This is a genomic window from Sphingobacterium sp. UBA6320 (genome assembly GCF_002440335.1).
Taxonomy (GTDB): Bacteria; Bacteroidota; Bacteroidia; order Sphingobacteriales; family Sphingobacteriaceae; genus Sphingobacterium.
Map to the genome: position 1 here is coordinate 120,254 of NZ_DJTA01000017.1, position 20,681 is coordinate 140,934.

Here is a 20,681-nt window from a genome sequence, read left to right on the forward strand (position 1 = left end):
CCTGACAAAAGGCTGCTCTTTTTTTTATGTTACATCTTTTCTTTTTTCATGACATGTTTAGTCTTGAGTGCTTGATCTTTTACTGCTTGAGGAACTTTATCGTCCTTCAGGAGCTGATCGCAAGTAGTGAAGATGGCTTCTCTTTGATATGAAAGGGGAAACCAGCTCATTGCTTCTAATGCTGTGATGCGGATCGTTTCGGATTCAGTTGGATCTGCAATCAGCGTGAGCACCGTGGGTACTAAACGATGGAAACGGTAAAGTCGTAATGTGGTGATCTCGCCAATACGTTCTTTCTCGGACTGTTTTTTGTCGAGTATGTTGGCTTTCATTTTCTCTACCTTGGTGCTGTTATAATCAATATCTTTCAAAAGCTGATCACTTAAGTTGGCTGCATTATAGATGCTCTTATTTTGACGCACTTGATTTTCAATTTCTTTTTTCAGCAATTCGGGATTGAAAAATGTCATGTTTGTTCTCAATCGATAGTTTATACGTTCGGAATGCGGGTCACTAACGTAGAATGCAATCAGATCTTTTGCAAAATCATCGCCACCAAATTCTCCTAAATCATAGACAGCTCTACGTCTGATAAATTCGTAAGAATCATTTTTTGCAGCATGTAATACTTCAAAATATGGCTCGTTTTCAAAGTTTCTAAGCAATGCAAAAGCTTGCATTCGTGTCGTTTCGAAAGGTGAGTTAAAGTAGGTGTTTTTTAAGATCTGCGCCACCTCAGATTCGGGCAACTGTTTTTGTAGATAAACAAGAGCTAATGACTGGAGGTCGGCATCATTTTCTTTCAATAAATTTTTCCAGTATGCCGTTTTTCCTCCGCTAACGATCGCATGATTGAGCTCTTGGCTTCTTTTACTTGTAAAATGAAAAGTAGGGTCGCCGAGGATATGGGTCTCGAGATAAGCAATGTGTTTGAACCAGTTGCCTACACGGACTCCATGTTGCAAAGTACCCATCAGCTCTGCTGGCCACAAATCTTGCAGTACGCCAATACTATTGGCAATGGCAGCAACATTTTTATTGTCCGAGAAGGGGTAATAGCCCGCTAAGTAATTGTCCAGGTGGAAAGAACCGGTCAAACACGAATTGAGGTATACCAATCGTGCTTGTATATCGGCATCTTTGACATCCCATATTTGAACGTCCAGGTTGTCATTGAAAACCGAGTCTGAATCCATTACCGCTTTTTCAAAGGCATTGGTCATCCATTTATCTGAAACTCCCAATGAGGTCTTAAAACTTTCTTTTACTTGTTCGACATCTCTTCCATCTTCTTTTGCAGCTCTAATTTTAGAACGTAAATAGCGTCCAACGTTTTCCATAGAAGGCTGTGGATTGGATGCCAATGGATAGCCATTGATCAATTGCAGTGTTGCTGTTCCATGTCCGGTCATAAATGCGAAATCAAGTCCTTCACGTTTTAATTCGCGGAGTAAATTGTATTTCATAAAGTCAGCGTTTCTGAAATTCAAAAACTTGATGGAATTTCCGGGTTTGTACAGATCTGGAAATTGTGATTTCAGCGCCAGTACATCACCTGCAAATGAGTTCATCGAATTGGAGTTATAGCCATGACCGGTAGAGGCTACCATATCATTAAGCGGGTTGTTCTCTTCACGCAATGTTACCAATTTATGGAGGTAAGACTTGATCTTTTGCGTGGCATCTTCACCTTTTTCAACAGGTGGTTTGATACGGGCAGAGTAGATGTCCATCTCGATGTATTGTGGCGATGTACCATTGAGACTGTAGTAATAATAGTGGGTACGTCCTTTTGCTGTATCTTGTTTTACGAAATCCAGCTGGAGATCAAAATCATCGTAGTATCGGTCGGACGGCACGGATGATTTATCCCATCTTATTTTTTGATTCATCTTGAAAGCAGATGTCAGGTACTGCGCATCACGGATCATGACGATGGGAATATCGCCAATTAGGACTGTTCCTTCAAGCGGTTGCTTACCTTTATAGAGCTGCTGAAGCTGCTCGCGGATCTGCTCGGGTTTGTCCCAGTTATGTGCTATGATGTAGGTACCTAATCCATCTTTTTCGATGGATTGGCGATAAGCCATAACTTCAGCACGTGCACTTTCAAAAGTTTTGCTGTCAATAACAATTGCAAAGCTTGTTTTTGATTGTACAGATGGACGGATCAATTCCTGGCCGTAGCTATAGGCGACGGCAGCGAAAGAACTGAGCAGTAAGACTGCTTTTTTTATTTTAATGGTATTCATCATGTCTATTTTTACAGATCTATTTTGAGTGTAAGTTAAAATGTATTAATGCCAATTGATAATTGTGTCAGGTATCGGTTGTCTCCTTTTTGAATCATACCGCTGTTATTCATTGCGCTGCTGATCAGTCCGGTAGCTTTTATATAAAGCTGATTTTCTCTTTTTCCAAAGGGTTTCAACTGGTACTTGATTTGGGCTTCATTTGTCCAGGTATTGACCTTGTTGTAATCGTGCATGGGAAGAAATACTTCATGGGCAACAAAATTACTGGAGTAGGATTTGTCGGTGTACAAAATGTCATCATGAACAAGAAAGTCATAGGCAGATTTAAGCTGCAGGGACAGGGCTCTTTTGTTTGACAATGGATAGCGTTTATCAAAGCTCAGATCCAGATTGATTTTATCGATCAGCTGTTTGTTCTTTGGGTTGGCATACCGATTATCGAGACTATGATAAGTGGCAGTACCTGTTAACCACCAATCTACCTGTCCATCTTTTCTTTCTTTACTCAATAAATAGGAGAGACGGGTATTGTTTCTTAGCATGGTGCTCATGATACTGGAGTATACGGTCTCATACTGTTTCGTGTCGGGGTTTTGTATTTGATGATATTCCGTATTGTCCATGTCTTTTAATGTCCAGGTTACCCCGATCTGATGGGAAGTTCTATTTATTTTCCAATCTAAAAAAGAAGATGCCTGATATTGTTTAAAAGCGTGTTTTCCTGCTTGCTGTAAGTAGATGCTCCCATCTGTGACGTCCTCGTATCCATTGCGGTAGTCAAAGTTGATCGTCCATTGTTTTCCGGCACTGCCATGAACGTAATCCACTGCTCCGCCCCATGTGCGGCCTTCATAGGTGCGATTATAACCTACCGTTAAGATATAGGGCGCACTATTTTGGTACTCACCGGCTCCTAATAAGCGGTATAAATTAAACTGACGGTTTTTTCCAACCGTTTCTATACTGAGATCCTCTTTATAGAAAAGGTAATGTCCTGTAAGCCCAACGATATTTTGATCATCAAGTTTATAGGTGATGCTGGGCGACAGGCTGAGGTTGCTGGTATTGTCAAGTGGCCGTGGATCTTTCTGCCGAGCTCCGGTCTGCATATCGTATTGAATACGGATACCCGCATTCATCCGATCATGTGCAAAAGTCGGCGTGGCGACCTGAAGCTGTAAGCCATATTTTTGTTTCTTCCAATCGGCAGATAGCGAATCGATCAGTTGATAAGGGTTGTCACGGTAGGGATCAGTATGTGCCGTGAGTCCTACTTCTTTATCTTTGCTGGATTGAAAATTGAAATGACCATAGAAGGTCCAGTCGTTAAGACGCTGATAGCGGGCTGACGAAAAATTGACTCCCTGGGTTGACTTTGAGCTGTAGGGCGAACGCAAGTCTCCACCTTTATAGTACGCGCCAATTTCATTTTCTCCCTCTAATGGAAGGGTCATATAGCGTAATAGTGCCGCATTGGAACTTTTGAGTAGGGGTTCTTTGATTTTAAAATAATCGTATGTTGGTACTGTTTGTGCCGTAGCAACATGACCAAGACCGAGTATCAGATATATGCTGGCAAATAGGTTCTTTTTCATGACTACTATTTAATTTTTCTTGGTGTTGGATTGTTGTTTACTTCAAAATCTTCGGATGAATTGTTGGTATCCATCAGTACAGCCCGCTGTCCGATCGTACTTTTGACTTTCCGGATCACCGATCTGCCGGAATTAGCCACTCCGACGTAAGTCAGTCCTGCATCTACCGTTTCGGGCAATCTTTTCTTGTCCATCGTAATGGTTGAATTGCCGACACAATCTACGGCATCGAGCACGGCGCTGACGGGTACTTGCAGAAAACGTGTTGTGCCACTGACATTAGGCTCTGTCATCGAGGGAAAATCAGCTACTGCAGCATCTCTGAATAGAACTAATCCTGCTCCGTTTATACCAATATTCCAGTCAAATCCAGCAGTGGTGTTATAATATTGATGGATCATGTTTGGGACATCGGGGTTGTCGGTATCCCGAATATTAGTACCGGTAGGATTGAAGTAGGTCTCAAAGTCAGCCATACCTTTTCCAAGGTCGGTAGGGGAATTGGGGTTGCCGTTTGGATCTGTTTTGTGATTGAGTGCTGTTACCGCAATGACAATAGATGCTCCAGGCTCTACTGGATAATCTTGACCTGAGCCAGGAACCATCCAAGCTTGTGCGAGGTAAACATAGTTTTTGTCGGGATAGAATCCATAGACTGAATTGGCAGATGTTTTCGTATTTCCTACCACCAGACTATCGGCATATAGCAACGCTGTGCTATTGTTGTATATTTCGATGAAGCCATCATAGAGATAGTTGGTCCCTGCGGGAGTTTTTGATCCGGTATAGTAGAATTCCTTGATCACAAATCCACCCGCTATACTTCCCGTTAATTGGATCGTACTGGTTGCCGCTTCGGTGATCCGAAGGGTCGGGATGTTGCCATTGCAGAAGATTTCTTCGGCAATACCTACCAGTTGTTCTGCTTCTGCAGGGTTGATGGTTTTGGAAGCAGTGACCGTATAGATACCGGGGGTGATATCCGTAATACGGATACGTCCTTCACTATCGGATATGTATTCTTCACTGGCGCCAGTAATGGTATTCTTAAGTGTGACTTTGACCTCGCTTGCCAGCTTTGTACTGTAATTGTCGGGATAATGTACGGTAAAATTATAGTCCAATGTCTCGTAGCTGTAATAGTCTTTACGACAGGAAGTCAGCAAGAATAGGAGCCCGCTTAGGATCAGTATATGAGTGTTTTTCATGTCAGTTTAGAATTTAATCGTTATTTCTGTTCCATAGAACATGCTGATATTACGTTTCGAATATTCTTGTGGATATCGCGTGCTCGCTTGTAATGGACGATGGTTGAATACATTGTTGGCGTAGAATGAAAAGCCCATATTATTAGCAAATTCTTTTGTCATCTTGAGATTGAAGAGCCATAGTGGTTTCCAGCTTTCGGCTTTGAAATAACCATCATTTAAACTGAGGTAAATATCGCGATCTGCTTCTGAGATGGATTGGCGTTCGGCTTCTGTAAAATAAGTGATCTGAGGAGAACTGCCGGCAGCACCTACGGGAATGTAACCAACAGGTATGCTGGAATAATGGAGATATTGATGTTTATCTTTCCAGATGGTCTGTGCGGTGGCGGTAATGATAAATCTAAATTCTGGGATGTTATGTATCGCCCTTAAAGTGGTGACAAATCGCTCTTGCTGCACACCTCTTGCTTCAAATACACCAATTCTCTTGAGGGGCATATTAGGCGCATTTTGCAGTAGGATGTACGGATTAGCGGTCGTTAATTTCGTGGACAGGTATGCCCCATTTAAAACAAATGAAGTACGGATATTGTCGAATCGGCCAAAATCAAAATCAAACTCGATTCCTTTATTGAGGATATTACGATCATTGCTCGGGGCGTTGAATGTTGAAACAATGACGCTTTCACCAACATCGGTGCTAAGCACAGGAGGCTGACCTACGGGCGACTCGACGACAGTATACGTTGGAATGGAGAAAAATTTAACACTATTGAGGTTGGTATTCATCTCATAACCGTTCTTGGTCTCTTCGTAGTAGCCCGTCACTGAAAATCGTTTTTTACCGCGCGTATAATCCAGTCCTAATTCTTTTTTTGTGGCTTTTGCAATCTTCAAGTCTGGATTTGCGGTATCAAAAACCCGTGTGCTGATGATGGCCATTGCCTCTGCAGGATTTTCCTTATAATGATTTAAGCTGAAGGCGTCATAGTAAGCGCGATCTGGATAAAGGTAGAGGAGGGTTGGCGATTTTGCAGTCATACCATATCCACCGCGAATGGTAAAGTCTTTGATGAATTCATACGAAGCATTGATTCTTGGAGCCAATACGGATTGTGAGAAACTTCCGAAAGGCTGTATCTGGTCCCAACGTACTCCTGCCTGTATATGTAGGTCACGATCAAAAATCTGCATGGAATAGCGATCTTCCAGATATACTCCGAATTGATTTAAGGAAGGGATATCTTTGTAAGAACGGGGTCTAAATCCTAATGGATCGGCTGTTCGGTAAGGATTGTTTGGGTCCACTGTTCGACCAGAGCCAAAATTGGCATCTAGGCGATAGTCTGCTCCAAGAAGAAAACGGTGTGTACCTTCACCTGTTTTCAGGTAAAAATCATCGGACAGCTTGGCAAAGATGTTGAGAGGCTTGCCTTCGATCCATAACTGATTGAGGAATGTTGCCGGTAGATAAGGGACTTGCTGCGTTACATTTTCGGTTGCCGTACTATTAGCGGACACACTGAGGGTGTTCAAGCGCTGCTGATATCCTTTTTGTAAACTGTAGTTACCCGATAGGGTATAATTCAGATTGCGGGCAAACTGCTTATTTAATTTCCATTTACCATTGGTTGAAAATTGGTAAGCATAGTTCTGTGCCTTATTGATGATCTGTTCTGCCTGGTAATCTGGATCTACTTTGTTGTCATCCAAATTCATACCGAAGGAGAATGTTGTATTGGAATATAGCGGACGTTCTTTTCCAAAGGTATTGGTATACTGCATGGACCCGGTCATGCGTTCGTAAGCAGAATAAGCAGTTATCTGGTTGTCGTAGGCCTTTGTAAAATCCAGATCGACAAATAAATTGCCTTTATCTTTTCCTAAGCTAAAACCTTGACCGGCCCAGAACTGCGTGAGTTTGGGATTGAGTCTGGCTTTTACCTGTAAGGGTTCTACACCGGCTTTGGTACTGACAAGTATAGCTCCAGAGGTCAGATCGCCGTATTCAACAGACGGAATACCACGTATGACTTCTACCGATTCAATGTTGTCTGCCGAAAGCTGGCGCATGTCCGTACCCATACCACTGGATGTAGAAAAACCAGCAAGTACACCCGAAGTGACCGTGTTCATGGACTGCAGGTTGGCATTGTTAGACTGCGGAGCACCGTTGACAATGACCGATGTACCCATGGAACTCATATTGTCGCCGGGAGAAGCGGCATCGCCTGAATATTGGCGAATACTCGTCTTATTGGGATTTGTGAAGCTCGGATTGGAAACTATAGCTCCCGGTAACAGCTGTAAGATCTCGCCCAAATGTGTTGCCTGCATATGCTCGATAGCCTTTCGGGAGATCACGGTTGAAGTAGCGCCATCTCTGCGCTGCTCTTTTCCAACGACAACAACATCTTTTAGGGTAATGCTGTTTTCTGTCAACAGAAACTGAAGCTCACCGGTTGGAAAACTAATTTTTTGCTGTTCTTCCAGCATACCGAGATATTGTACGACTACGGTATAAGTACCTTTTGGGATTTTAGAGAAAGTGAATGTGCCCGATGCATCGGTTTTACTGTATAAACCCAGTTCTAAAATTTGAACGGTGGCTCCGTCTAGAGGATCTTTATTGCTGTTTCGTCTCACAGTTCCTGTGAGATTTTTGTTGTTGCGGCGATAGCTTTGTTGCTATTGATGCGGACTGTTGGGCCATTGAATCATCAATAAGCGTGGTTTGCAAAGATAAAAGCGCAAAGAAAAGGATAGGTTTTCTCATTGTACTCGTAGTTCAGGATAAGTTAATATTGTGCATGTTAGTGCAGATTATAGGTGATGTGCCAGCAAAGATAGGTAAAATCTTTTTATTTATAATCTGTCTAAATAAAAAGATTTGTCATTTATATGTCGGCTTTACATTTCTCTGACGATTGACAAGAATACCTCAAAAGCTCTTTTTTAAAACCCCTCCGATTTGTCAGGCTGAAGTAAAAACCAATTGTATTGCTATAAACTATATTGTGCACAATATAAAATAGTGTACATTTGTTTTAAGCAATCAGATGTGAACTAGATCGTCCAGGTGATCGAGCATAAAGCAGAGGCTATCGTTGAAAATCTGGTTTGCTGTGTATTGGCATAAAAAAGTAAAAACTAAAAAATAAATAAAGATGAAAACATTGTATACAATTGGAGTCCAAGCTACTGGCGGTAGAAATGGTCAAGTAAAAAGCGAAAACAATATCTTGGATCTGGAAGTGCGTATGCCAAAGGCACTGGGAGGAGCTAACGATGATTATGCTAATCCTGAAATGCTTTTTGCGGCGGGCTATGCAGCCTGTTTTGACAGTGCACTAAATCTGGTCATCAAACAGGCCAAAGTACAAACCGGTGAAACTTCGGTAACGGCAAAAGTAAGCATCGGCCAGGCAGAAAATGGTGGTTTTGGTTTGGCTGCAGCATTGCACGCCAATATCCCGGGGGTGAGTTTGGAAGAGGCACAAGCTTTGACAGAAAAGGCACACCAGATCTGTCCGTATTCAAATGCGACGCGTGGAAATATGGACGTTGAAATCCACGTCTCCAACCAATAGTCGGCATCAACCCTAGGATCCTTCATGACATAGAAATGCCCGCTCTAGAGCGGGCATTTCTATGTTATATCATCAACGAGCGACTAGTCCCAGTTGACATTGAGGTTGTTTTCTGTTGCAAATTCTTTACCTAATGCTAATAAAGAAGTGATTCTTTTCTCAAACTCGGCACTGTATTTTTGCTCGATAGCTGTCGAAATCTCTTCTTTCTGTTCCTGTGGCGCATGGGCATCACACAGTTTTGCATAAGCGGTATATTCGTTTTTATATACTGGCAAGACAAATTCATATAGTGCTATGGCTTGCTCTTTAATCTCTTTTCTGCCATCATCATTGGCCGATAATGCCTCAAGATCTTTCAACACTTTCTCTAGGTACAGCACTTTGTTTTTGACCACCTCTGCTGCTTCATTGCCATTTTTTTTACTGGAAGGAATATCGGGATATTCTACGCTATGGTCATGGAGCTGTTTGGTAAATGCAGGTGTGCCAAAATCTGTAATCATATTGGTATTTAAAATCGCGACACCAAAAAATTTATCTGCAGGTTCGGAACAGGATTGTAAGAACATGACTGATGTCAAGAGGAGGATGCATAATGGAGCAAATAACGATTTAAAGGTGCTTTTCATGTAATTTTTTTTAGTTTCTTAATAAAATGATCTGTTTGATGTAAAAACAGGATTGTCTGCCAATGAAATCAAAAATTGAGCCATAGGCACGCTATAGGTTGACATCACTAGGGTATTTCCTTCATTTTCTATGTTTTTCAGTTCGAAAAATATTTTTTACTGTATAGCATCTTCTGTACAGACGTCAAAAAAATATACCCATATAAGCATGTTGACTATTGTCCGTTTAACATGATGGGTGAAGCAGTATAAAAGATCTTTGGAATTAAAATTTACGATCCTTTTTTACAGCGATCGATATAAGAGTAATGAAAAGGAAATTTTGCTGCCAGATGCAGTCGTTGCAGATCGGCAGAAATCGGTGGTGGTTTTGGTCATTGGCGAATCGGCAAGACGGGCTAATTTTTCGTTATATGGTTACAGTAAAAATACCAATCCATTGCTTTCCAAAGTACCCAATTTATATCATTTTGATGCAAATTCCTTTGCAACTTACACCACTGCAGGTGTAAAATCGATTTTGGAACATACCGATCCGGATAAGTTGTATGAGATCTTGCCCAATTATTTATATCGCAACGATGTGGATGTCGTGTGGAGAACTTCCAATTGGGGCGAACCTCCTGTCCATATCAAAACCTATCAAAAGACCGAAGCTTTAATGCCACATTGTAAGGGTGAAGGATGTAACTATGACGAGGTACTGCTGTCGGGTCTGAAGGAGCAGATTTTGGCAAGCAAAAAGAACAAGGTATTGGTTATATTGCATACCAGTACCAGCCATGGCCCAACCTACAATACCAAATATCCAGCTCGTTTTGAAGTTTTTAAGCCCGTATGTAAAAGTGTTGATTTAGGTAAATGTTCGCAAGCGGAGCTGATCAATGCTTATGACAATACCATTGTCTATACCGATTATATGCTTGCAAAAATCATTGACGATCTAAAGCAGTTGAAAGACTATCAGAGCGCAATGATGTTTGTGTCGGATCATGGTGAGTCTTTAGGAGAAAAAAACTTATACATGCGCGGGGTGCCGATGAGCATCGCTCCAAAAGAACAGTATGAGATCCCATTTATCGTATGGGTATCCGATGGTTCAAAAATGGTGAAGCCCAATAAAATATTATTTCAAAACCATGTGTTTCACAGTGTGTTAAAATTCTTAAATGTACAAAGTCCGGTTTATGATGAAGGGATGAGTATTTTTAAATAGTTTTTTTTATAAATGGATAATATCTTAGTAAAACATTGCTATAAATTATTATTTAATAATAACACTTTTTTTCCTATCTTGTCTGTATAAAAGGTTAAATGTTTTTATTATTTTCACCAATTAAAACTATAACATCTATTTATTTTATAAGGTATGGACAACTACCCACTCCCGGAGAACGAATTGGAGCGAATCCGTCAGCTAAGATCACATGAACTTTTAGGATTGGGGAAGGATCCCGATCTTGACGTTTTTGCTCAGGCGGCTTGTCTTATTGCAGACTGTCCTGCTTCGCTGATCGCCATGATGGAGGAGGATACCCAGCGGATACAAAGCTGTGTCGGGATCGAATTGGATATCGTTGAGCGACGTAATACGGTGTGCCAGTACACCATTATGAGTAAAGAACTTCTGGTCATAACAGACACGCTCGATGATCCGCGATCATCAGCCAATCCGCTGATCCGGGAAGGGAATATTCGTTTTTATGCTGGTGTTCCTTTATTGGATGATGAAGGATATGCTTTAGGAACGATCTGTGTCATTGATTTTGAACCCAAATCACTGAGCGAGAAACAGGTCGACTCTTTATCACAATTAGGAAAAGCCGTCACAAAAATTTTGTTAGGAAAAAGACGTAAGGTGCAGGCAGGCTACTTTGAGGAAATCTTCCATATCACCAATAATCTGATCTGTGTATTAGATATGCACTACCTGATCAAAGAGATTAACCCCGCCTTTGCCGAGATACTGAACGTAGAGAAATTTCAGATTTTGGGAACTCCGTTTTTTAAATTACTTGATCATGATGGGGTCGATTTTCAGAAAGCTTTGCAAAAAATTTCGAAAACCCCTCAGGGTATTCAGCATACGACGATGATGCCACAAAATGGTAGCACCATTATCATCGAATGGCATTTTAAATATGATCCCAGTACCTCAGAAATTTTTGCTTTCGGCCGGGATGTGAGCCATGAAAGAGAAGAACAATTGAAATTGGAAACCTCTGAACGCCGTTTTCGTAATTTTTTTGAAAATGGCATCGGTCTGATGAGTATGCATGACCTGGAAGGAAATATACTCGAGGTCAATGAAAAAGGTCGAAATCTGCTCAGATACTCCAAGGAGGAGGTCAATAGTCTCAATCTCAGACAGCTCGTCCCGCAGCACCATCTGTCAGGTCTGCAGGGTTACCTAGAACGGATCAAATCTAATGGTGAGGATTCGGGCATGATGATTCTAAAATCAAAAACAGGTGAAAAAATCTACTGGCTTTACCATAATATGCTGGAAAAAGATGTGGACGGCAAGACGTATGTGGTGAGCACGGCGCTCAATATGACGGAGCGTATACAGCTGGAGAATGATTTATTGCATACCAAGCAGATCCTGGAGCAGACCAATGCCGTGGCACAGGTCGGTGGATGGGAAATGAATCTGGAAGAAAATAAAGTGTTTTGGTCAAATTCTACCAAATTGATCCATGGTGTGGGGCATGATTTTATGCCTGATTTTGAACATGCTATCGGTTTTTATGAAGAAGAAAGCCAAGCAAAACTCACCGAGATATTTAATAAATCGGTCATCGAAGGTACTTCTTATGATGTCGAATTGCGACTCAAAAAAGCAAGTGGTGAAGTCATATGGGTTCGTGTAAAGGGTATTCCCGAATTTGAAAAGGGAATCTGTAAGCGTGTGTTTGGTATCATCCAAGATATAGACCAGAGCAAAAATGTATATCTCCAGTTGGCACGCAAGGAAGCGATGCTACAGGCATTTGTCGATTATGTTCCTGCCTCTGTCGCGATGTTTGACCGCGACCTGCGCTATGTTTCAGTCAGTCACCAATGGGTAGACGATTTTCATAAAGATGAAGAAAGGATTTTAGATCAGCATCTTTTTGAACTCTTTCCTAATATCCCAGAGAGTAGAAAGAAAATTTATTATGATGCGCTAAATGGGGAACCGTATAAGAATGTCGATGAATTGATCAATGTAGAAGGACAGGAGCAACCGCAGCACTTCAATTGGGAGGTCAGACCATGGCACCTTGCTGACGGCAGTATCGGAGGAATCATCATTTTTACGCAAAATATTACTGAATCCGTTCAGGTCAATCTGGAGCTCAAGCAGGCTAAAAAATTAGCCGATCTGGCTAGTCAAGCAAAATCAGAATTTTTGGCCAACATGAGCCATGAAATCAGAACACCCTTGAATGGGGTCATTGGATTTTCGGATCTGCTGCTCAAAACTCCGCTCAACGATGTCCAAAAACAATACCTCAACTACATCAATGAATCGGGTAGCAGTCTATTGAATATCATCAATGATATCCTTGATTTTTCAAAAATTGAATCGGGTAAACTGGAACTGTACATTGACAAATCCAATGTGTATGATATGGCACACCAGGTGATCAATGTGGTTCTGTATCAGGCGCAACGAAAGGATATCGAGCTCTTATTGAATATTGAACAAGGTCTGCCGCAATCGATCTGGATCGATGAAGCCCGATTAAAGCAGGTACTGATCAACTTGCTGGGCAATGCCGTTAAATTTACCGAAAAAGGAGAAATTGAACTGAAAATCGAAAAATTGGAAAGTGGCAATGACAAACTCAAGTTGCGTTTTTCTGTTCGCGATACAGGTATCGGCATCCCCATCGAAAAACAGCAACGTATTTTTGATGCTTTTACACAAGAAGACAGTTCGGTAAGCAAGCGTTATGGGGGTACTGGATTGGGACTTACGATTTCCAATAATTTATTGAAATATATGGGCAGCAAATTGTGCTTGGAGAGCGAGCATAATAAAGGATCTGATTTTTATTTTGAAGTGGATATGCCCTATGAAGAAGGAGAATTAGAAGAGGAGGATGACCTTGCGCTGAGCCGGATCTTGGTGGTGGACGACAATGCCAACAACCGCACCATCATACAACATATGTTGACCTACAAAAAGATTGAATCTGTACTCGCTGAGAATGGTTTAGCTGCTTTACAGCTCTTGATGAGTGGCGAACGATTTGATGTTATTTTGATGGACTACCATATGCCGATTTTGTCAGGCTTGGAGACGATTGAAAAGATCAAAGAGCTCTTTTACAAACAAGGAGAAAGTATCCCATTGATTGTGTTGCACACGTCTTCAGAAGAACATGAGGTGATTTCTGCATTTCGTCAGGAAGAACGTTCATTTTGTCTCTTAAAACCCATTCGATCGGAAGAACTGTATGTTACCCTGCGAAGAGCGATCAAACAAAGTAAAATTGATCCTAAATTGGATAAATTAACCGAATCGTTGCCTAATTCAACGATTTATGAGCAACGTGCAAGGGTGCTTTTAGCAGATGACAATTCCGTCAATATGGCGCTCAACAAAAGGATCATGAACCTAATTATGCCCAATGCTGAGCTTATCGAAGTGTCGAATGGTAAGGACGCAGTTTATCAATGTATGGAATATCATTTTGACCTGATTTTGATGGATGTACAAATGCCTGAGATGGATGGTGTAGAAGCAACGCAAGAAATTCGTCTGCTTGAAGGTTACCAAGATATTCCTATTATCGGGATTACAGCGGGTAACATTCGTGGTGAAAGAGAAAGATGCCTAGAAGCGGGAATGTCAGATTTTCTTCCGAAACCTTTACGACAACAAGAGCTGTATGATGTCCTGCAGAATTTTATTGAAACTACGCCCATTGAGGATCAAAGCGATATGGGCATGGATGGACGAGTAGATATCCAGGCATTGGCTGAGCGGATCGATGACGATCCTAGCTTTAAATCTTTCTTTCTTAATCTGGTGATCAAAGAGCTGCAGCAGGCAACGACGCAACTCAAAAGCGCCAGAGCAGCTGATGACAGTCAACATATGCGGATTGTGCTGCATAAATTGAGGGGCACGACTTCTACCGCCGGTCTAATCAAACTGGCCAAGCTAACGGCCGATATGGAAAAAGAATTGACATCGATCGCACTATCCCTGCCTTTGTTGGTTCAGATCGAGCGAGAAATTGAAATTGGAATATATTTAATAACTAAACTTTTAAACGAGCAATAGTATGTTTATTTTAATTGCTGAAGATGACGAATTGATCTTGCGCACGATCGAACATAAACTGGTAAAAGAGGGCCATACTGTTATTTTGACACGAAATGGCAAGGAGGCAATCGAAAAAATCCAAGAGCTGGATATTGATCTTGTGGTGACCGATATCATGATGCCTTTTGCCTCTGGAATAGAAATTCTTTCGGCGATCCGATCATTTGGCAAAAAAACTCCTGTCATCGTGCTTTCGAGCATGGGGCAGGAAGAAGTCGTGATCGATGCGTTTGATCTGGGAGCTGCGGATTTTATGGTCAAGCCTTTCAGTCCAAATGAGCTGCTTTTGCGTATCAAACGTTTAAAAAGTTAATCTATACAGATAAGCCATGGTACACCAAATCACCTTAAATGAACTTGTTATCGCGATTATAATCGTCTTTATGATGGTTATGGTCATGATCATCGCGGTACTTTTATATAGTTTATATCAGTATCGGATATTGCACAATAGGCAGATTTGGACCCGTATCATTGAAAATAAGATTATCGAATCGATTGTTGGCGGTCATCAGGCCGAAGCAGATGATCAATCTTTCAATAGCAATCTCCGAAAATATGCTTTTCGTGACCTTTTCTTAGGCTTATTGGTCACTTCTGAACGAAAATTTTCTGGTGCTGCCCGCCAGGAGATCAGCTTTCTCTTTCACCAGTATCACTTAGAAAAGGAGGCCTGGAAAAATCTTAAAAAGAAAAAAAACTACCTTGTGGTAGCGGGTATTCAAGAGCTTTCGGCGATGGGTGTAACACGTGCGCTCTCTGTATTTACATCATTGCTCAAACATTCGGATCGGCTTATCTATCAAGAAGCACAATATGCGGTCCTCACGTTTAAGGGATTTGAGGGCTTATCTTTTTTAAATACGCTGCATTCACCACTTTCTGACTGGCAGCAACTGCGTTTGCTACATTCGATAACGGAAATACCGGATTCACATGACCTGAGTCCCGCCTTATGGTTGGAGAGTAGCAATATTACGGTGATTATTTTTACCTTTCGCTTGATACGAAAATTTCAGCTGCTCACTTTTTACAATGCAGTATTGAAACTGTTAGATCATGATCATGTGCATGTTAGGAAGGAAGCCGTCAGAACACTGGAGTCATTGGAAAATGATGATACCGTCCATCAGTTGACAACATCATTCCCGCAGCAGCCGCTACCGGTACAGCTGGAGATATTAAAGGCATTGAAAAGATCTAAAAGTATGGAGTGTCTGGCATTTCTGAAGCAGCAATTTTTGGAACATCCGGATAATGCCATCAAAATCGCTGCTGCTGAAGTGATGGTCTGCCTGGGTCAAGAGCAGTACCTCACGGATATGGCTCTGGACAGTAACACGGGCTTGCGTTTTAAACAGATTGTCAACCATGCTTTGCAGAAAAAGATATGTTAGAATTTGCTCATATTGTCTATGAAGTCGTCATCTGGATAGTTTTGGTGTATTCAGCGGCTATATTTTTGATTTATAGCTGGATAGGATTGTATGCTTATGGAGCAGTATCCCGATATAAAAACGATAATACGTTTACCGACTATAATTTGATTGCCACCAATGCCAATGCGCCTAATTTTAGCGTGATCGCACCCGCCTACAATGAAGGCATGACCGTGGTTGAAAATGTACGTTCGCTCCTGTCTCTATATTACCACAATCTGGAAATTATCATCGTCAATGATGGGAGCCGGGACGACTCCATGGACAAGCTCATCGCGGCATATGAGCTTGAATCAGTTCCTTTTTTTATACAGGGAAATATCGAAACCAAGGCCATAAAAGGCATCTACAAAAGTAAAAATTCGGCTTTTAAAAAGCTGATCGTGGTAGATAAGGAAAATGGCGGTAAGGCCGATGCGCTCAATGTTGGGGTCAATATATCATCTGGGGATTATATCGTCTGTATCGATGTCGATTGTATCTTAGAGCAAGATGCATTATTGAAGCTGGCAAAGCCATTTTTGGAACAAACCGATAAACGTGTCATCGCTTGTGGAGGTGTGATTCGTCTGGCCAATAATTGCAAGATCGAAAATGGCAAAGTGGTCGATATTAATTTACCAAAATCGCTGCTAGGACGTACACAAGCTCTAGAGTATATTCGGGCATTTGTGTTAGGAAGAATGGCCTGGTCCAGGGCTTCTGGTCTTATCTTGATCTCAGGAGCATTTGGAGCCTTTGATAAAGAGATAGTACTGGCATGTGGTGGCTATGATCGTAATACTGTTGGTGAAGATATGGAGCTCGTCGTGCGCATGCGCCGCTATATGGAGGAAGAAAAACTTCCTTATGAAGTTGTCAATATTCCCGATCCGCTCTGTTGGACAGAGGTGCCCGAATCTAAAGAGGTCTTGAAAAAACAGCGAAACCGCTGGATGAGAGGTACCATGGAGACCCTGTGGAAGCATCGCAAACTCATGTTTAATCCCAAATATGGAAAACTGGGGATGGTCAGTATTCCTTATTGGTTTTTCTTTGAGTTTCTAGGGCCTCTGATCGAATTTTTTGGCTATATCGTCTTTATTGTTTTCTTTTTTTTGGGCATCATTAATTGGACTTTTTTCTTTGCCCTATTTGCCCTGGTTATTTCCTCTGGTATCTTGTACTCGATATATGCGATATTAGTTGACTTGGTCAGTCACCAAGTTTACAGCAAGAAACAGGATCTTTCGAAATTAATTACAACGGCTATTTTAGAGCCATTTTACTTTCATCCCTTCATTGTCTGTGCCGCTGTGCGCGGTTCATTGGATTATTTTCGAAAGCAGCATAGTTGGGGAGATATGAAGCGCCAGGGTTTTCAACAGGCAGCACCTGATGCATCTTTTCTAAAGCGCGTAGGTATGCAGCTCGTGATAGGATTGAAAAATTATGGAATCATTGCACTTGTATTTTTAGGGCTGTTCCTGTTTTCAGTCGGTGTCGAATGGTGGTGGTATGGTAGACAGTTTGCACAATTAAATCATCATCCAGGTATCGTCCAACTTGTATTGGACAACCTGGCTTTGGCTTTTGAGGTATTGGCTGTGGGTGGTCTGATCTATCTGATCCTGCAGTTTGTCAGTATCCCCTTGGCTAGGTTGCAAGCGCATCTACTCCTGACATTGGTCGTCGTGATGCAATATGTCTTGTTTCTTTACTTTGCAGAATCTCGCAATTTGCTTGGAGCTGATCTATTTTATTATAATACCGCCGATCTGATGCAGATCTTACAAGCGAGCGGTATGTTGAGCATCACCAATGTCGCCTTACTGATTTTATTGGTAGTAGGCACTTATATTCCTTTTTGGCTAGCGTCAAGAAAACCGCTGAAGACGATTTATGTCAGCATCACTGTATTTATACTGGGGCTGGCGGCAAGTGGCTTACCGCTCGATTATTTTAAGCGTTTTTCAGCAGGTGGAGATGAGTTTGTCCAAAATTCGGTGCGAAGTAAATGGCGTTATTTTTTAAAGTCAAATGTGACCAACTATCTCGATGAGCATCCGGGCATGCTGGCTTTTGGTGCCCAAGATGATGCTGTAGGAAGCAATGAAAGTTTTCCTTTTCTCCATGATGAGGATACCAAAGATATGTTGGGTCCTTATTTTGAAAAAGCAGCGTCAGCACCCAATCTCGTCATCATCATCGTCGAGGGGTTGGGGCATTCTTACAGTTCTCCGGCTGGATATATTGGAAATTTTACGCCTTTTATTGATGATCTCAAAAAGAGTTCGTTGTATTGGGATAATAATCTAAGCTCTTCAGGACGGACTTTTTCGGTCCTTTCGACCTTAACGGGCTCATTGCCCTTTGCTTCTCATGGCTTCTTAGAACAAGATACCTTGCCCAAGCATTTCAGTCTATTTAATATCTTACAGGCCAATGATTTTAACACCGGTTTTTTCTATGGTGGCGATGCTCATTTTGATTTCATGCAAAAATACATGGACAGTAATCAGATCGATACCTTAATTGATCAAAAAGCATTTCGTGCCCCTTACAAAAAACTTCCGGAGAAAGGGGGTGAAAGCTGGGGATATGAAGATCAGGCCGTCTTTAATAAATTGTTGGAGGTACAGCAGGTGCAGTCAAAACCCTATTTTCATGTCCTGTTGACCTTATCGACGCACAATCCATTTTTGATCAATAATGCTGCTTACTATGAACAGCTTTTTGATCAGCGAATGGCGACACAAACACTCACGGCAGATCAACGAAAGTGGGCATTGGAAAATCGAACCCAATTGGTTTCTGTTTTAAATCTGGATGATGCCATGAGTCAATTTTTTAAAGCTTATCAGCGAAGAGCTGATTACGGCAATACCATCTTTGTGATTACGGGTGACCATGCCATGCCCGAGATTCCATTGGAGAGCAAGATCGATCGTTATCATGTTCCCCTGATCATTTATTCACCTTTGCTAAAAGCGGGCCATACCTTTCATAATAAGGTGACTCACTTTGATGTCACACCATCACTGCTAGCCTACTACAGAGAAAACTATGGAGTTCATACTCCTAAGCAGGTCACGTGGATAGGAAAGGGGTTAGAGATCGGCACCTCTGCTAAAAGTAACGGTGCTGCGATGATGCAGAGCAAAAATCAATTGATAGACTTTGTCTATGGTGACTACCATCTGTCTGATGGACAGTTGTATCAATTGGATGCGCATATGAATGAGGAACCTATTGTGGATGAGTCTTCAAGAGAACTGCTTTCTAAGCGCTTTAATACTTTTAAAAATAACAATAAAAGATTTTATACCAGCAAACAATTGTTTCCCGATAGTATATATACGAATTATTTCAAACAAGCGATATCAAAGCCTTAAAAGGTTTTGATATAGCCCAATGTGACGTCGATTTGATTGCCTTTCTCACCTAATCTAAATTCTTGATTGTAGTAGGTTGAGGAAATGGAAAAGAGATTGGTCCGATTGATGGAGAAGTTATACTCGGCACCGACTTTAAACGTTTTCAATTTGTAATTAGAAATTTCCAAAAGATTATTTCTGTTTTCTTCAGGGCTTAGACCCGTGCCGATAATAAATCCCAAATAGTCATTTGCCCCTTTGGTATAGTAACGAACTGTACCTGCATAGGATTGCGAGATATTCTGTTGACTAGGAGTCAAATAGGTCTTTAAATTGAACCAAAAGTTTTGATAGTATTTGCCTATAGATGCGGTATACATCCAGATATTGTCTGTAAAGTAAAGCTGTCTGTACCCAATCTCGCCTTCAAAACTATGGGGTAGGTTGGCGTATAAAGATACGCCAGTTCTATATTTTGGAAATATCCCTACGTTATTTGAATATCCACCTGCCACATAGAGGTAAAACATCTTGGACAATCTGGGATATGCTTCTACTTCAAACTGAACCCCATTTTCAGCAAATTTATTGGCATAGTTGGTTCTGAAAATAACAGAACCCAACGGCGTTGCTCTTTTATAACTCAGCGCTACGATGTGCCAGTCATGATCAAACTGTTTGTCAAAGTGGACAAAATTATAATTGAGGCCTATGGCATTCTTAGCGGTATACTCTTGTATATTTTTGGCCAGTGCTCTTGCCTCAGCATGCTTAGGATTTAATTGTAACAACTGGTTTACTGATTGTTCGGCACTTGCATAGGCATTGTTGCTGTAGGCTACTTTTGCCTTTAATAGCAGCAGGTCTTGTGAAGTCGGATGAAAGGAAAGACCTTGGTCGATCAGTTCAATAGCTTGTGCAGGTTGATCATTCCAATAGACAAACGATGCATACGCCAAGTAGAAATCTTCATCTTGAACATGGGATCTATGGAGCTGTTCAAATACAGACCGAGCTGAATCGGTTTGATCAGACCAGGTGTAAAGCCGTCCTAAAAATATCCGTATATCGGTATAATCTGGAGCCTGCTGTAATGCCTGCTTACTGATTTTTATGGCCTCGGCATAATTTTTTTGATCAAAGGCAACGGTACGAGCTTTTACAAAAAGTTCATCTGCGGTTAGTGTTTTTTCCTGACAAAAGCTTGATAATGGTCCCATCAGTAAGCCAAATAACATGTAAACAAGTTTATTCATCTTAAATCAAATTTTTTAGATATT

Annotated in this window: 12 protein-coding genes; 6 read left to right on the plus strand and 6 right to left on the minus strand. The window is 41.4% G+C overall.

Annotated elements, in window-relative coordinates; all coding sequences use genetic code 11:
• Positions 1-29: 29 nt before the first annotated feature.
• The 4 genes from B3P23_RS10540 to B3P23_RS10555 are packed head-to-tail and all read right to left on the minus strand — an operon-like array spanning position 30 to position 7,707.
• On the minus strand, positions 30-2,255 hold the full coding sequence (locus tag B3P23_RS10540; protein ID WP_293925774.1) for a HEAT repeat domain-containing protein: 2,226 nt from the start codon (positions 2,253-2,255) through the stop codon (positions 30-32).
• A gap of 32 nt (positions 2,256-2,287) precedes the next feature.
• On the minus strand, positions 2,288-3,850 hold the full coding sequence (locus B3P23_RS10545) for a DUF6850 family outer membrane beta-barrel protein (protein WP_293925776.1): 1,563 nt from the start codon (positions 3,848-3,850) through the stop codon (positions 2,288-2,290).
• A gap of 5 nt (positions 3,851-3,855) precedes the next feature.
• Positions 3,856-5,058 carry a DUF4876 domain-containing protein gene (locus B3P23_RS10550; protein WP_293925778.1) on the minus strand — a complete coding sequence of 401 codons (1,203 nt, stop codon included), beginning with the start codon at positions 5,056-5,058 and terminating at the stop codon, positions 3,856-3,858.
• A gap of 6 nt (positions 5,059-5,064) precedes the next feature.
• A complete protein-coding gene (locus B3P23_RS10555; RefSeq protein ID WP_293925780.1) occupies positions 5,065-7,707 on the minus strand; it encodes a TonB-dependent receptor in 2,643 nt (880 codons plus the stop codon).
• 521 nt (positions 7,708-8,228) lie between these two features.
• On the opposite strand from B3P23_RS10555, the gene B3P23_RS10560 reads away from it, so the two are divergent.
• A complete protein-coding gene (locus tag B3P23_RS10560) occupies positions 8,229-8,651 on the plus strand; it encodes an organic hydroperoxide resistance protein (protein WP_293925781.1) in 423 nt (140 codons plus the stop codon).
• 83 nt (positions 8,652-8,734) lie between these two features.
• Here B3P23_RS10560 and B3P23_RS10565 read toward each other — a convergent pair whose 3' ends face one another.
• Entirely contained in the window at positions 8,735-9,283 is a 549-nt protein-coding gene (locus tag B3P23_RS10565; protein ID WP_248753628.1) for a hypothetical protein, read from the minus strand.
• 259 nt (positions 9,284-9,542) lie between these two features.
• Here B3P23_RS10565 and B3P23_RS10570 point away from each other — a divergent pair, with 259 nt between their 5' ends.
• The 5 genes from B3P23_RS10570 to B3P23_RS10590 all read left to right on the plus strand — a co-directional run bounded on the left by B3P23_RS10570 (position 9,543) and on the right by B3P23_RS10590 (position 19,419).
• Positions 9,543-10,499, plus strand: a complete 957-nt coding sequence (locus B3P23_RS10570) for a sulfatase-like hydrolase/transferase (RefSeq protein ID WP_293925784.1) — start codon at positions 9,543-9,545, stop codon at positions 10,497-10,499.
• A gap of 153 nt (positions 10,500-10,652) precedes the next feature.
• Positions 10,653-14,564 carry a response regulator gene (locus B3P23_RS10575; protein WP_293925786.1) on the plus strand — a complete coding sequence of 1,304 codons (3,912 nt, stop codon included), beginning with the start codon at positions 10,653-10,655 and terminating at the stop codon, positions 14,562-14,564.
• A gap of 1 nt (position 14,565) precedes the next feature.
• Positions 14,566-14,919, plus strand: coding sequence for a response regulator transcription factor (locus B3P23_RS10580; protein ID WP_045756221.1), 354 nt, complete (start codon positions 14,566-14,568; stop codon positions 14,917-14,919).
• A gap of 16 nt (positions 14,920-14,935) precedes the next feature.
• Positions 14,936-16,003: a HEAT repeat domain-containing protein gene (locus tag B3P23_RS10585; protein WP_045756220.1), complete on the plus strand. Its 1,068-nt coding sequence runs from the start codon at positions 14,936-14,938 to the stop codon at positions 16,001-16,003.
• Positions 15,997-19,419 carry a sulfatase-like hydrolase/transferase gene (locus tag B3P23_RS10590; RefSeq protein ID WP_293925788.1) on the plus strand — a complete coding sequence of 1,141 codons (3,423 nt, stop codon included), beginning with the start codon at positions 15,997-15,999 and terminating at the stop codon, positions 19,417-19,419. The genes B3P23_RS10585 and B3P23_RS10590 overlap by 7 nt, the downstream gene beginning before the upstream one ends.
• Here the strand turns inward: B3P23_RS10590 and B3P23_RS10595 are convergent.
• Positions 19,416-20,657 (minus strand): YaiO family outer membrane beta-barrel protein, encoded by a 1,242-nt coding sequence (locus B3P23_RS10595; protein WP_293925790.1) that lies wholly within the window; start codon positions 20,655-20,657, stop codon positions 19,416-19,418. The two genes, B3P23_RS10590 and B3P23_RS10595, sit on opposite strands and share 4 nt — an antisense overlap.
• Positions 20,658-20,681: the final 24 nt, after the last annotated feature.